This is a genomic window from Nocardia sp. NPDC051900, assembly GCF_044452545.1.
GTDB lineage: Bacteria > Actinomycetota > Actinomycetes > Mycobacteriales > Mycobacteriaceae > Nocardia > Nocardia sichangensis.
Map to the genome: position 1 here is coordinate 111,832 of NZ_JBITBU010000009.1, position 11,820 is coordinate 123,651.

Below are 11,820 nucleotides of genomic sequence, written 5' to 3' on the forward strand. Positions count from 1 at the left end.
TCGCCGGTACCGTGAGCACCATGCAGCTCTCGCACTTCACCGATATCGGTTTGCGCACCATCATGCGGCTCGCGGTGGAGGACGAGAAGAATTCCCGGGTCACCACCAAACTCATCGCGCGACAGGTCGGCGCGTCCGAAAAGCATGTGGCCAAGGCGGTTTCGCGGCTGGCCGAACTGGGTCTCGTCGAGGCGCACCGCGGACGATCCGGCGGATTGTTCATCACCGCGGCAGGTCGCGCCGCGTCGGTGGGTGAGCTCGTCCGGGAATTGGAAGACGACCGCGACGTGGTGGAGTGCGGGGAACCGAATCCGTGTCCGTTACTCGGCGGGTGCCGATTGCGCCGAATTCTCGCCGACGCGAAGAAGGCTTTCTATACCGAACTCGACCGTTATTCGATAGAGGATTTGGTCACCTCGTCGACAACCGGGTTGCTGCATTTACTCGTCCGCTCCACGGCGAGTGTCACCCCTCAGATGAAGGAAGTTTCATGAACCTCGACAGCGTCGTCCGTGCCGAACCGGAACTCGAACCGCGGCACGCCGAGGTCGTCCGCGCGACCCTACCGCTGGTGGCGGCGAACCTCGACCGCATCACGGCCGTGTTCTACCGCACGATGTTCGACGCCCACCCGCGGCTGCTGCGCGACACATTCAACCGGGGCAACCAGGCACAGGGCAGTCAGCAGCGGGCGCTGGCCGCCTCTATCGCCACCTTCGCCACGTACCTGGTCGACCCCGAATTGCCGCACCCGGCCACCATGTTGTCGCGGATCGCGCACAAGCACGCCTCACTCGGGGTGACTCCGGAGCAGTACCGGATCGTGCACGAAAACCTGTTCGCGGCCATCGTGGAAGTGCTCGGCGCCGATGTGGTCGACGACGCCGTCGCGGCGGCATGGGATCGGGTCTACTGGATGATGGCCGACACCCTGATGGATCAGGAGAAGGGGCTCTACGCCGAGGCGGGCGTGGATTCCGGCGACGTGTTCCGGGACGCCCGTGTCGTGGCTCGCGACGACGACCCCTCGGGCGTCGCGGTCTTCACCGTCGAGTCCGCCGACTCGGCTGCGCAGCTACCGGGATTCATTCCGGGACAGTATGTTTCGGTCGGCGTCCGGCTTCCCGACGGTGCTCGCCAGTTGCGGCAGTACAGCCTGGTGGGCAGGCCGCGCGACGGCGCGCTGTCGTTCGCCGTCAAGCGGGTCGAGGCGGCCGCAGGCTGCCCGGCCGGCGAGGTGTCCTCCTGGCTGCACGAGCAGTTGCGCCCGGGTGACCCACTGCAGATCACCCTTCCGTTCGGTGACGTCGTCCTCGATACCGCGGCGGAGACACCGCTGGTGCTGATTTCCGCCGGCATCGGTGTGACCCCGACGATCGGCGTTCTGGACTATCTCGCCGCCCACGACCCGGGCCGTCGCACGCTGGTCGTGCACGCCGACCGTGCGCCGCGCACCCATCCGCTGCGCGATCGGCTCCTGGGACTCACTGCCCGGCTCGAACGGGCCGAGGTCGAAATCTGGTACGAGGAACCGACTCCCGGCGTCCGGCACGGCCGGGCCGATCTCTCGGTGTTGAACGTGCCCGAGGACGCCGACGTATACGTCTGCGGTCCATCCGGGTTCCTGGGCGAGATGCAACGCCAGTTGCGCGCCCTCGGTATCCCCGACGCCCGCGTGCACATCGAGCAGTTCACGCCCGGCGACGCGGGCGCTCCCGAGCGAGTGGCACGATAGTGCTATGGCGCGACTCGACTATCAGGCTCTCAACTCCACCATCCGCTACCTGATGTTCTCGGTCTTCCAGGTGCAGCCCGGAGTGCTGGGCGAGGACCGGGACGCGGCGACCAAGGAGGCCAAGGCGTTCTTCGACGGTCTGGCCGACCGCGACGTCGTGGTCCGCGGCATCTACGACGTGGCCGGGATGCGCGCCGACGCCGATTTCATGATCTGGACCCACGCCGAACGCGTCGAGGACCTGCAAGCCGCGTACGCCGATTTCCGCCGCACCACCGAGCTGGGCCGGGCCAGCGCGCCGGTCTGGAGCAACGCGGCGCTGCACCGCCCCGCCGAGTTCAACAAGAGCCACATCCCGGCCTTCCTGGCCGGCGAGGAGGCGGGCGCCTACATCTGCGTGTACCCGTTCGTCCGGTCCTACGAGTGGTACCTGCTGCCCGACGAGGAGCGCCGCCGGATGCTGGCCGAACACGGCAAGGCCGCGCGTGGCTACCCGGACGTGCGAGCGAACACCGTCAGTTCGTTCGCGCTCGGCGACTACGAGTGGATCCTGGCCTTCGAGGCGCCCGAATTGCACCGGATCGTCGATCTGATGCGTGACCTGCGGGCCACCGACGCCCGTCGGCACGTGCGCGAAGAGATCCCGTTCTTCACCGGCCCCCGCGTGGAGATCGAGCAGCTGATCGCCGCTCTGCCCTGACGCGCCCTGCCCCGGTGCAGGCAAACGCTTGCCCGAAGTTTTCGGGGCATGCGCCGAGCGCCGGGCCTTCGTACGCTGCCCGTGAGCGTCGGGCTGGTTACTCCGCTGCGCTGTCCGAGGGGTGCAGTCGCAGGGCGATGGAGTTGATGCAGTAGCGCTTGTCGGTGGGCGTGTTGTACCCCTCGCCCTCGAACACGTGGCCGAGGTGGCTGTGGCAGTTCGCGCACAGCACTTCGACCCGATGCATGCCGAGCGAGTCGTCCGACCGGAGAATCACCGCGTCGGACGCGGCCGGATCGAAGAAGGACGGCCAGCCGCAGTGCGAGTCGAACTTCTCAGTGCTGCGGAACAGTTCGGTGCCGCAGGCCCGGCACACGTAGACGCCTTCGGTTTTGGTGTCGGTGTACTCGCCGGTGAACGGCCGCTCGGTAGCCGCCTCGCGCAGCACCGAGTACTCCTCGGGGTTCAGCTTCGACCGCCATTCCTGCGGCGAGAGCTGGATGCGCGGCGCGGGCAGGGACGTGTCGGCTTCGGAACTCATGGCTCCACGCTAATACGATTCTGCTCCGCGGGCGCCGAACCGTTTTGTGGCCTGTGGGTTTCCGCCGGGAGAGCCGCGGCGACCGGCGGCTGCGGCTGTTCGCCGCGCGGGTCCGGGGCAGAACTCATCCACGCGGGATCGATGCCGAACGGCAGCCTGCCTTCCCGCCGCGCGGCCAGATAGCGGTCGCCGAGCACGCAGAACACGACGATGAGCAGCAGGCCCCAGCCGAAGGTGATGCGCAGGTACTCCAGGTTGCGGCCGATGTGCTGCCAGCGGTCCGACAGCCACTTGTCGTAGCTCATGAACCCGAAGATCGCCAGCCAGGCCGGCCAGTTGCGCAGCACCGAGTTCCGCAGCACGACGGTCATCAGGAATGGGAACAGCATCATCGAGTAGTACATCTGCCCCAGCGAGCTGAGCAGGAAAAAGGCTGTCAGCAGCACGCCGGAGGTGGTACAGACGAAGAACAGTTCGTCCTCGCGGTAGTAGCGGTACAGCAGCCACAGCGAGATCAGCACCAGCACGCCGAGCCCAACGCGCATGCCCCAGGTCAGCCATGGCGGCAGCCCGTAGTACTCGCCGTTGCCGACGATCGCGCTGTTGAAGTAATCGCGGGATTCGAAGAGGTAGGGCGCGGTGCGGGTGATGAACTCCTCCGGGTCCTTCACCAGCGGCCAGGCGATCGCAGTGAGCGCCAGCGGCACGCCGAGGGCCGTCACGAAGACTTTCCACTGCCCGCGGACGAGCGCGATCAAAAGCAACGGAGCCAGTGTCGGTTTGACCGCGATACTCAATCCGAGCGCGGCGCCCGCCCACAGATCGCGCCGTTTGAGCAACAGGTGGATGAAGATCAGCTCCGCCAGCAGCACGCAGCCGTTGACGTTGGTGAACACCAGCGTGTTGATGACGGTCTCGGACGAGAATATCGCAAGCAGCAGCGCGGGCGCGGCGACCGAGTTCAGCGTGTACCGGAACAGTCGCAGCAGCAGGTACCAGGCGATGAGGATCGCGATCGCGTTCAGGGCGATGAACAGCCAGCGCGACTTCTCGTAGTCGATGGCGGCGACCGGGGCGATCAGCAGGGTGCCGCTGGGCGGGTACAGGTAGTGCGGGTCCACCGAGTCGAAGTTCGCGGTGTAGACCGGCTGCCCGTTCAGGAAGTCGAACGACGCCTGGTAGACAGGCCGGTAGTCGTCGGTGATGAAGCCGTTGACAGCCTTGATGAAAACCCGGTTCAGCACGGTCATGACCGCCAGGGGCCAGAGTGCGAACTTGATCACCTCGGCGGTGGTGCGAGCGGTCCTGGGCTCGAGCTGTCGAAGGAACACTGGGGCACGGTACACCGGATGGGTTACCGGCGGTTGGCCGGACCTGTCGGACGCGCCGCTCGAACGGCTCCGCACGCCCGGGCTACGCCGGGCATGCGGTGCCATCTGCGGGAAGTTTGCCGTCCTTCAGATAGTCGAGCACCGCCCGCTGCGCGCAGCCGGAATGCGTGGATACCGGATGCCCGAAGCCCTGCCAGGACAGCGCCGCGTGCCGGGCGCCCGCCGAACCTATCGCGCCGGTCACCGAGGACTGACCGCCGTTACCGACCACCGGATCGGCCACCCCGCCCAGCACGAACACTGGAATACCCAGCTTTTCGGGCAGCGGAGGCGCGGTCGACACCGGCCAGGCAGCGCACTCCATCAGGCCGATGGCCGCCGCCTTGCCGAAAACCGGATACTTGCCCGCCCATGTGCTCGCGAGTTCGTTCGCTTTGGCCGGCGTCGGTGGCAGCTGTGTGTCGGTGCAGCGGTTGACGAACTGGCCGTCGCTCGCGGTTGCCGCGGCCTCCTGCCTGATCAGGTTGCTCAGCGGCCCGCGGTCGCTGCGTCCGGCCGCGGCCAGCGTGTCGGACAGCTCGGTGACCCGAGAGGCCTGGTCGGCGCGCGGGCTGCCGAGGAAGCCCGACACCGCGGTCAGCAACGCGTTCGCCGAGATGTCGCCGAGTTCGCCGCCCGCGGCACGGTTCACCAGATCGGTGACCGCAGCGCGCGGATCGGCCCCGAGTGAGCAGCCGACGCCGACGCAACGCTGCGCGAAGGCCGTCAGCGCCGCCTCGGCGCCCTGCACGGCTTGTTCGGCGCGGGTCACGGCGTCGGTGCCGACCGGTTCCGGGGAGTCGAGCACCAGCCTGGCGACGTGATCGCCGTACTTGCGGGCGTAGCTGAGCGCGACCTTCGCGCCGTTGCCCGTGCCCAGCAGCGCGATGTGGTCCACCTGCCATTGCCTGCGCAACTGCTCGATGTCGTCGGCGGCGTGCGGCGCGTCGAAGGTGCCTTCGTAGGGCTGCAGGAAGTCGCGGCAGGCGATGGTGCCGTCCTGGCTCAACTTCGTCATGCGGGCCACCGGGTCGCCCGCGCCGGGACCGGACTGGGCGTTGTCGGCCAGGCCACGGCGGATCTCCGTGGGCAGGCAATCGATCGGCTGCGAGCCGCCGATGCCGCGCCGGTCCACCGCGACGATCGGGCGGGCGGCCAGCAGCACGGAGGCGGGGCCCGCGGCCAACCCGGCCAGGGTGGCGGAGGAGGAGCGATCCGAGCCCGAGGTGAGCACCAGCGGCGGCGCGTCGGCCGGGGTCTGCGCCAGCCTGGCCCGCAACGCGGCCGCGCGGAAACTGCCCAGCACCGTGCCCGTCGAGTCGATCGGGGTGGCGTACTCGGCGCAGTCGAGCACCAACCCGGCGGGCGCGGGGCCGAGTCCGAACTGATCCAAGGTCGGCTGGGTGCACTCGCGCCAGCTGAGGTCGGTTCTGGGCAGCTCGGCCTTGGGCAGAGGAGCGGGCGCGGCGGAGGTGGTCGCGGTGCCCGCGACCGGCGGGCGCTGCACCGCGACACCGGGACGATCCGACGGTCCCGCGCCGCAACCGGCGGTCACGATCGAGAGGGTGGCGGCAAGCACGGCGGCCCGAGTCCAGCGCATTGCTACAGCCTGCCAGGTTCGGACGGTTCTTTCATCGACGGGCCCACCGGGTGAGCATGGTGCCGTCGTCGTCCAGCAACACGTGCGCGCGCGTCATGCGGACGCGGAATTCGTGCGCCGACAGCGAGATTCGCCGCGCCGCACCGCCGACCAGCAGCGGCGCGGTGGTCAGGCACAGCTCGTCGACCACATCCGCCTCCAGCAGTTCGCCGAACAGATGCGGGCCGCCTTCGGTGAGTACCCGCAGCAGGCCGCGCTCGGCGAGCACCCGCAGCAAGCCGCTGGGCGTCACCGCGATGCCACCCGCTTCGATCACCTCGGCGCCCGCGTCCGCCAGCCGCTGCTTGCGGTCGGCGGGCGCGGTGGTCGTCGTGATGATCAGCGGCGGCACCTGGGTATCGGTGAGCAGGCGCGCGCCGGGATCGATCGCCGCGCTCGCCGTGACGACCGCGATCGGCGGCGGCGCGCCGTCGGGATGCCCGCCGATGCCGCGCTCGTGGAACGCGCGGCGGCGCGCCGGGTCGGTGCGCGCCCCGCCGTAGTTCTCCGCGCGCGCCGTGCCCGCGCCGACGACGATCACCTCCGCCAGTTCGCGCAGCAACATGAACACCGTTCGGTCGGCCGGGGTGCCCAGCCCTTCGGTCAGGTTGCCGCTGGTGGCGGCGCCGTCGATGCTGGAGACGAAATTGGCACGGACCCAAGGCGCGTCGAGCGCGGCGGGGAAGGCGTACATCTGCGCGAGGTCGTCCGGGCCGAGTGCTGTGAGCTGGATCGCATTCTGGCTACGCTGCATGAAATCAGATCTCACCACGTCTTTAGGCTTCGTCCATGCAAGAACGCCTCGTCGATCGTCACCCGGAGGTCCCGGCCGATCAGCTCGTCGCCCAAATGGTGCCGCCGCCCATGTTCGACGAGGTGAGCTTCGCCTCCTACATTCCCGATCCGAAGGAACCGAGCCAGGCGGCCGCGGTCGGCAAGGCCGAGGAGTTCGCCGGGCAGGTCGCCAAGATCAGCAAGGCCGCGGGCAAGAAGAACTTCTTCGGTAAGAAGAAGCAGGTCAGCGGCGCCGGCTTGTATCTGGACGGCGGATTCGGCGTCGGCAAGACCCACCTGCTGGCCTCGATCTTCCACAGCTCGCCCGCGCCCAAGTCGTTCGGTACGTTCGGCGAGCTGACCAACCTGGTCGGCGCGCTCGGCTTCGCCAATGCCCTCGAGCGGCTCTCGGGCAACAGTGTGCTGTGCATCGACGAATTCGAGCTCGACGATCCCGGCGACACGATGCTGGTCTCGCGCCTGCTGACCGAACTGTCCGCGGCCGGTGTCTCGATCGCGGCCACGTCGAACACCTTGCCGGGGCAGCTCGGCGAAGGCCGTTTCGCCGCACAGGATTTCATGCGCGAGATCAAGAAGCTGGGCGCCATCTTCGAGGCGGTGCGCGTGGACGGGCCGGACTACCGCCACCGCGATCTGCCCCCCGCGCCGGAGCCCACCGCCGCCGCGGTCCTGGCCGAACGGGCGGCGAGCACACCGAATTCCACGCTCGACGAGTTCGACGCGCTGCTGAAGCACCTCAGCACCCTGCATCCGTCGAAGTACGGCGCGCTGATCTCCGGGGTGTCGTCGGTGTTCGTCTCCGGCGTGCATCCGGTCACCGATCAGGCCGTGGCGCTGCGCATCGTGGTGCTGGCCGACCGGCTCTACGACGCGAGCGTGCCGGTGACGGTGTCCGGCGCGAAACTGGACGAGATCTTCTCCGCCGAGATGCTGGAGGGCGGCTACCGCAAGAAGTACCTGCGCGCCATCTCCCGCTTGCTCGCGCTTTCGCGGTTCGAGGTCGCGGCCTAGCGCTGCCTGCCCGGCCTCGGCGGCCGGCGAGAGAACGTGGGCAGACCCACAGACCCGATGATTGGAGCAGCCGAATGGCCACTCGTTTCCGCGTCCCGGTCGCGATGGCGGCCGGCCTGGCGGTCGCCTTCGGGCCGGTAGTCGTCATCGCGCAGGCCGACCCGCCTGCGGCCGTCGTCGCCGATCCCTCCCTGCACCTGCAAGGGGTGCAGAACGCGCGGGACATCGGCGGGTATCGCACCACCGACGGCCGGATCGTGCGCACCGGTCTGGTGTATCGGACCGGGCAGCTGAACAACGCGACGCCGGAGGATCTGGCCGCGCTGACCGGCCGCCGCGTGCGCTCCGTGCACGACCTGCGCACGGTCTACGAGCGCGCGCTCGGTCCGGACCGGCTGCCCGCGGGCGCGACGGCGCACTGGGCCGACGTGATCGGCCAGGCTCCCCCGGAGGTCATCGCCACCACGCTCACCGGAGGCGACGGCCTGTATCGCGCGTTCATCACCGCGCCCGGCGCGAACGAGGCGTTCGCTTCGGTGCTGCGCGACCTCATCGGCGCCGACGGCGCGGTGTTGTTCCACTGCACCGCGGGCAAGGACCGCACCGGCTGGACGGCGGCCGTGCTGCTCACGCTGCTCGGCGTCGATCGTGCCACGGTCACCGAGGACTATCTGCTGTCCAACCGATTCCGCAACGCCAGCGAGAACGACCCGCTCAACGGCGTTCAGGGATCCTGGCTCGACGCCGCCTTCGACCAGGTGGATCGGACCTACGGAAGTTTCGACGCGTATGTCCGCGACGGCATGGGACTCACCGACGCCGATATCGCGGCCTTGCGGGACCGACTGCTGGCCTGAGCGCGGCACCCGGCCCGATACGTCCGCTTCGGCAGTTTCGGTGGCGTGCCGTGCACTACGATCCCGGCATGGCGAAGTTTGATACATGGGACGGCCTGGAACTCAATTACCGGGTGTGGGAGGGCGAGGGCATCCCGGTCGTGCTGCAGCACGGAGTGGTCGCGGACACCAACGCGAACTGGATGAGCACCGGTGTGGTCGCCGCACTGCATTCCGCCGGGCACACCGTGGTGTCCCTGGACGCGCGCGGTCACGGCCGTTCCGGCAAGCCGCACGACGCGGCGCGGTACTCGTGGCAGGCGATGGCGCGTGACGTACGCGCCCTCTACGACGAGCTCGAATTCGAGGAGGTCGCGCAGGTCGGGTACTCGATGGGCGGGGTGATCTCGCTGATGGTGGCCGCGGCCGACCGGCGGGTGCGGCGGCTGGCCGTCGGCGGCATCGGGTCGGGTGTGCTGGACTGCGGTGGCGTCGATCGCCGCGTGATCGACCTGCCGGATCTGCAGGCCGCGATGACCGGAGACGGCGCGGACGCGTCGCCGACGGCGAAGATGTTCCGGGTGCTCGCCGACGCGGTACAGGCCGACGTGCAAGCCATCCACGCCGTGGCGACGGGTCTGGACGATCGTCCCATCGAGACGCTGGCGGACATCACCGTGCCCGCGCTGGTGCTGGCGGGCGAGGACGACCCCTTCGCCGCCGAACCGGAGCGACTCGCCGACGCGCTGCCGAACGGTGAACTGGCCGTGGTGCCCGGCGATCACCTGATGGCGGTGCTGAACCCCGCGTTCCACACCGCACTCGTCGATTTCCTGCGCTGAGGCGGGATCAGAAGACCAGCCGCAGCACGTAGTCGTGATGCACCTGGGCGCCGACGGTGAACGTCCTGGTGCCGGCCTCGGTGAAACCGTGTTTGGCGTAGAAGCGCCGAGCGCGGACGTTCTCCTGGTTGACGCCCAGCCAGACGCCCGGATATCCCTCGGCGCGCGCCCAGTCCAGCGCGGCGTTCATCAGCGCGGTGGACACCCCGGTGCCGTGCCGGCCGGGCAGCACGTACAACTTGCTGAGCTCCACCATCGGGTGCGGCCCGACCGGCTCGGCCACCGCAGGGTCCGCTGGGCCGCCCGTGACCAGCATCGCGTAACCGACGATGTCGTCGTCCGCGACAGCCTTGAGCACGATCCGGGCCGGATCGCTCAAATATTCGCCGAACCGTTCGCCCGACAGGACCTCGCCGACGAACACCGCGATGTCGTCGGGCGTCGCCTCGGGCGGGCACGCCAGTGGAAAAGTCGCGGCGGCAACATCACTGAGCGCTTCCGCGTCCCACAGCCCGGCCCGGTCGACGACGACGGAGAGGTTGCTCATGGCTACATCAGAGCATATCGACAACGCGTCAGCGGCGGGGCGCAGGGAACTCACCTCGTCGCGCGCCCGGCAGCAGGTGAGCGCCATGGAGGAGGCCGTCATCCGCCCGGTGCCCGCGAAGTCGGGGCCCACGCCCGCGCTGCCGGTGAGCGTCGCGGACTGGCGATCGGCCGCGGATCAGGTGAACAGCGAAGTGGTGGCGCTCTGGGCGACCAGAACACGCAGGCCACAGACACCGCGGCCGGAGCAGTCACGCGACTCGCTGCTGACCGGCGCCGCGGTGTCGGGCGCCACCGCGCCGGCCTTCCTGTTGTCGCCGCGGCTGGCGAATCGGCTGATCGGCCGATTGCGGCGATTGCGCTCGGAGATCTCGGCGCCGGCCGAGATCCGGTTGCGCACCGCTGACCGCACTACCCGGTGGCAGGTCCGAGTTCGGTGGGCTGGTCCAGTTTCCGCGTAGGAGGCGCGCTCGCGACCCGATGGGAGCGGAAGACGCGGGAGAGCCCGATCAGGGCCACGGCGAACAGCAGCGGGATCACGAATCCCACGCGGTGACCGACGCTCGCCGCGATCGCGCCGACCACACCGCCGCCGAGCAGTGTCCCCGCGTAGTTGAACAGGTTGAGACGCGCGATCAGTGCGTCGAGCTCCCGTCCGGTCGCGAGTTGCCCAGCCGCGCTGAAGCACAGCGGCGCGATCACGGGCAGGCCCGCGCCCGCGACGAGGAACCCGGCGATCGCGACCGCCGGACTCGGCGCGGCCACCACGAGAGCCAGACCGAGGACTCCGGTGCCCGCGGCGGCCCGCACCACAGGGCGCGGACCGAAACGGCGCACCAGCGAATCCCCGGCGATCCGGGAGACCAACGACGTGCCTTGATACGCGGCGAAGGCGAGCGCCGCCGTCGCCGAACCGGCGAGCAGGTCATCGGTCAGGTACAAAGCCGACCAGTTGCCCACCGCGAGGTCGACCGCGAAGACGAACGCCATCGCGATCCCGAACCCGACATACGCGCGCAGCGCGACGGTGGGACCGGACGCGGCGGTCTCGACGGGACTCGTCTCCGCGTCCCGCACGCCGAGCAGTCCTCGTCCGAGCGCCCAGCCGAGCAGCAGCACGATCGCGGCGGCCGCGAGCAGCGATTCGCGCAGCGTCACCTCCAGCGCCTCGCACCCGGATACGAACAATGCCCCGGCTATCGTTCCGGCGCTCCACGCGGCGTAGAACGACGACAGGATGAACGTCCCGTAGCCGTGCTGGATGAACACGGCCTGCATGTTGGTGCTCGCGTCGACGATGCCGACCGCGATCCCGTAGCAGCCGAGTGCGGCCACCAGCAGCGGCGTGTTCGGCGCGAACGCCGCCGCCGATCCGGTGACGGCCACGAGCAGCAGCCCGATCCGCACCGCCGCGCGGCTGGACCAGCGCAGCGCCAGCCGCTCCGCGAGGACGCTGCCGCCGCCCGCCAGCAACGAGATCAGCACCACCGAGACGGCGATCACGCCGTCCGACAGCCCGAAACGCTCCTTCTGCTGCGGCAACTCGGTCAGCACGACGGCGAGGAAGAAGCCCTGTGCGCCGAACGCGAACGAGTTCGCGATCCGGGCACGCCGCAGGACGGGCGCGATCGAACTCATTGGCGCAGGGTAGCCGGACCCTGACGACGACGCGCGCCAGGCCGGGCCGCGACGAGGGGCAACGCTGATCACAGGATGGTCCGGTCGCGCGGCCTGGCCGAGATCCGTGATCGGTGTCACCATCGAAGGGCCGCAACGATACTCACGAATCAGGGGGAACCGATCGG

Annotated in this window: 13 protein-coding genes; 7 read left to right on the forward strand and 6 right to left on the reverse strand. The window is 69.3% G+C overall.

Annotation, left to right across the window (positions count from 1 at the left end):
* The first annotated feature begins 20 nt into the window (after positions 1 to 20).
* Genes ACIA5H_RS17160 through hemQ form a run of 3 tightly spaced genes read left to right on the forward strand, consistent with a single transcriptional unit; the run spans position 21 to position 2,435 of the window.
* Complete coding sequence (locus tag ACIA5H_RS17160) at positions 21 to 494, forward strand: RrF2 family transcriptional regulator (protein WP_379251135.1); 474 nt, start codon at positions 21 to 23, stop codon at positions 492 to 494.
* Positions 491 to 1,735, forward strand: a complete 1,245-nt coding sequence (locus ACIA5H_RS17165) for a globin domain-containing protein (protein ID WP_397076751.1) — start codon at positions 491 to 493, stop codon at positions 1,733 to 1,735. Before ACIA5H_RS17160 ends, ACIA5H_RS17165 begins: the two co-directional genes overlap by 4 nt.
* A gap of 4 nt (positions 1,736 to 1,739) precedes the next feature.
* Entirely contained in the window at positions 1,740 to 2,435 is a 696-nt protein-coding gene (gene hemQ, locus ACIA5H_RS17170; RefSeq protein WP_355070401.1) for a hydrogen peroxide-dependent heme synthase, read from the forward strand.
* A gap of 97 nt (positions 2,436 to 2,532) precedes the next feature.
* Here hemQ and msrB read toward each other — a convergent pair whose 3' ends face one another.
* From msrB to ACIA5H_RS17190, 4 genes are all read right to left on the reverse strand, one after another.
* Positions 2,533 to 2,976 carry a peptide-methionine (R)-S-oxide reductase MsrB gene (gene msrB, locus ACIA5H_RS17175; protein ID WP_356961594.1) on the reverse strand — a complete coding sequence of 148 codons (444 nt, stop codon included), beginning with the start codon at positions 2,974 to 2,976 and terminating at the stop codon, positions 2,533 to 2,535.
* Positions 2,973 to 4,307, reverse strand: a complete 1,335-nt coding sequence (locus ACIA5H_RS17180) for a glycosyltransferase family 87 protein (RefSeq protein WP_397076752.1) — start codon at positions 4,305 to 4,307, stop codon at positions 2,973 to 2,975. Before ACIA5H_RS17180 ends, msrB begins: the two co-directional genes overlap by 4 nt.
* A gap of 82 nt (positions 4,308 to 4,389) precedes the next feature.
* Positions 4,390 to 5,946 carry an alpha/beta hydrolase gene (locus tag ACIA5H_RS17185; protein ID WP_397076753.1) on the reverse strand — a complete coding sequence of 519 codons (1,557 nt, stop codon included), beginning with the start codon at positions 5,944 to 5,946 and terminating at the stop codon, positions 4,390 to 4,392.
* Between the two features lie 31 nt (positions 5,947 to 5,977).
* Positions 5,978 to 6,757: a pyrimidine reductase family protein gene (locus ACIA5H_RS17190; RefSeq protein ID WP_355070408.1), complete on the reverse strand. Its 780-nt coding sequence runs from the start codon at positions 6,755 to 6,757 to the stop codon at positions 5,978 to 5,980.
* A gap of 17 nt (positions 6,758 to 6,774) precedes the next feature.
* Here ACIA5H_RS17190 and zapE point away from each other — a divergent pair, with 17 nt between their 5' ends.
* From zapE to ACIA5H_RS17205, 3 genes are all read left to right on the forward strand, one after another.
* Positions 6,775 to 7,791 carry a cell division protein ZapE gene (gene zapE, locus ACIA5H_RS17195; RefSeq protein WP_397076754.1) on the forward strand — a complete coding sequence of 339 codons (1,017 nt, stop codon included), beginning with the start codon at positions 6,775 to 6,777 and terminating at the stop codon, positions 7,789 to 7,791.
* Positions 7,792 to 7,865: 74 nt separating this feature from the next.
* Entirely contained in the window at positions 7,866 to 8,648 is a 783-nt protein-coding gene (locus tag ACIA5H_RS17200; protein ID WP_355070412.1) for a tyrosine-protein phosphatase, read from the forward strand.
* 68 nt (positions 8,649 to 8,716) lie between these two features.
* On the forward strand, positions 8,717 to 9,469 hold the full coding sequence (locus ACIA5H_RS17205; RefSeq protein WP_397076755.1) for an alpha/beta fold hydrolase: 753 nt from the start codon (positions 8,717 to 8,719) through the stop codon (positions 9,467 to 9,469).
* A gap of 7 nt (positions 9,470 to 9,476) precedes the next feature.
* Here ACIA5H_RS17205 and ACIA5H_RS17210 read toward each other — a convergent pair whose 3' ends face one another.
* Positions 9,477 to 10,016 (reverse strand): GNAT family N-acetyltransferase, encoded by a 540-nt coding sequence (locus tag ACIA5H_RS17210; protein WP_355070416.1) that lies wholly within the window; start codon positions 10,014 to 10,016, stop codon positions 9,477 to 9,479.
* On the opposite strand from ACIA5H_RS17210, the gene ACIA5H_RS17215 reads away from it, so the two are divergent.
* A complete protein-coding gene (locus tag ACIA5H_RS17215) occupies positions 10,015 to 10,476 on the forward strand; it encodes a hypothetical protein (RefSeq protein ID WP_397076756.1) in 462 nt (153 codons plus the stop codon). The two genes, ACIA5H_RS17210 and ACIA5H_RS17215, sit on opposite strands and share 2 nt — an antisense overlap.
* Here ACIA5H_RS17215 and ACIA5H_RS17220 read toward each other — a convergent pair.
* A complete protein-coding gene (locus ACIA5H_RS17220; protein WP_379251117.1) occupies positions 10,427 to 11,653 on the reverse strand; it encodes an MFS transporter in 1,227 nt (408 codons plus the stop codon). The two genes, ACIA5H_RS17215 and ACIA5H_RS17220, sit on opposite strands and share 50 nt — an antisense overlap.
* Between the last annotated feature and the right edge of the window lie 167 nt (positions 11,654 to 11,820).

What these genes read in the sequence shown, in the direction of transcription:
- ACIA5H_RS17160 (WP_379251135.1), top strand. Translation starts at nt 21, where the DNA reads ATGCAGCTCTCGCACTTCACCGATATCGGTTTGCGCACCATCATGCGG.
- ACIA5H_RS17165 (WP_397076751.1), top strand. Translation starts at nt 491, where the DNA reads ATGAACCTCGACAGCGTCGTCCGTGCCGAACCGGAACTCGAACCGCGG.
- hemQ (WP_355070401.1), top strand. Translation starts at nt 1,740, where the DNA reads ATGGCGCGACTCGACTATCAGGCTCTCAACTCCACCATCCGCTACCTG.
- msrB (WP_356961594.1), bottom strand. Translation starts at nt 2,976, where the DNA reads ATGAGTTCCGAAGCCGACACGTCCCTGCCCGCGCCGCGCATCCAGCTC.
- ACIA5H_RS17185 (WP_397076753.1), bottom strand. Translation starts at nt 5,946, where the DNA reads ATGCGCTGGACTCGGGCCGCCGTGCTTGCCGCCACCCTCTCGATCGTG.
- zapE (WP_397076754.1), top strand. Translation starts at nt 6,775, where the DNA reads ATGCAAGAACGCCTCGTCGATCGTCACCCGGAGGTCCCGGCCGATCAG.
- ACIA5H_RS17200 (WP_355070412.1), top strand. Translation starts at nt 7,866, where the DNA reads ATGGCCACTCGTTTCCGCGTCCCGGTCGCGATGGCGGCCGGCCTGGCG.
- ACIA5H_RS17205 (WP_397076755.1), top strand. Translation starts at nt 8,717, where the DNA reads ATGGCGAAGTTTGATACATGGGACGGCCTGGAACTCAATTACCGGGTG.
- ACIA5H_RS17215 (WP_397076756.1), top strand. Translation starts at nt 10,015, where the DNA reads ATGGCTACATCAGAGCATATCGACAACGCGTCAGCGGCGGGGCGCAGG.
- ACIA5H_RS17210 (WP_355070416.1), bottom strand. Translation starts at nt 10,016, where the DNA reads ATGAGCAACCTCTCCGTCGTCGTCGACCGGGCCGGGCTGTGGGACGCG.
- ACIA5H_RS17220 (WP_379251117.1), bottom strand. Translation starts at nt 11,653, where the DNA reads ATGAGTTCGATCGCGCCCGTCCTGCGGCGTGCCCGGATCGCGAACTCG.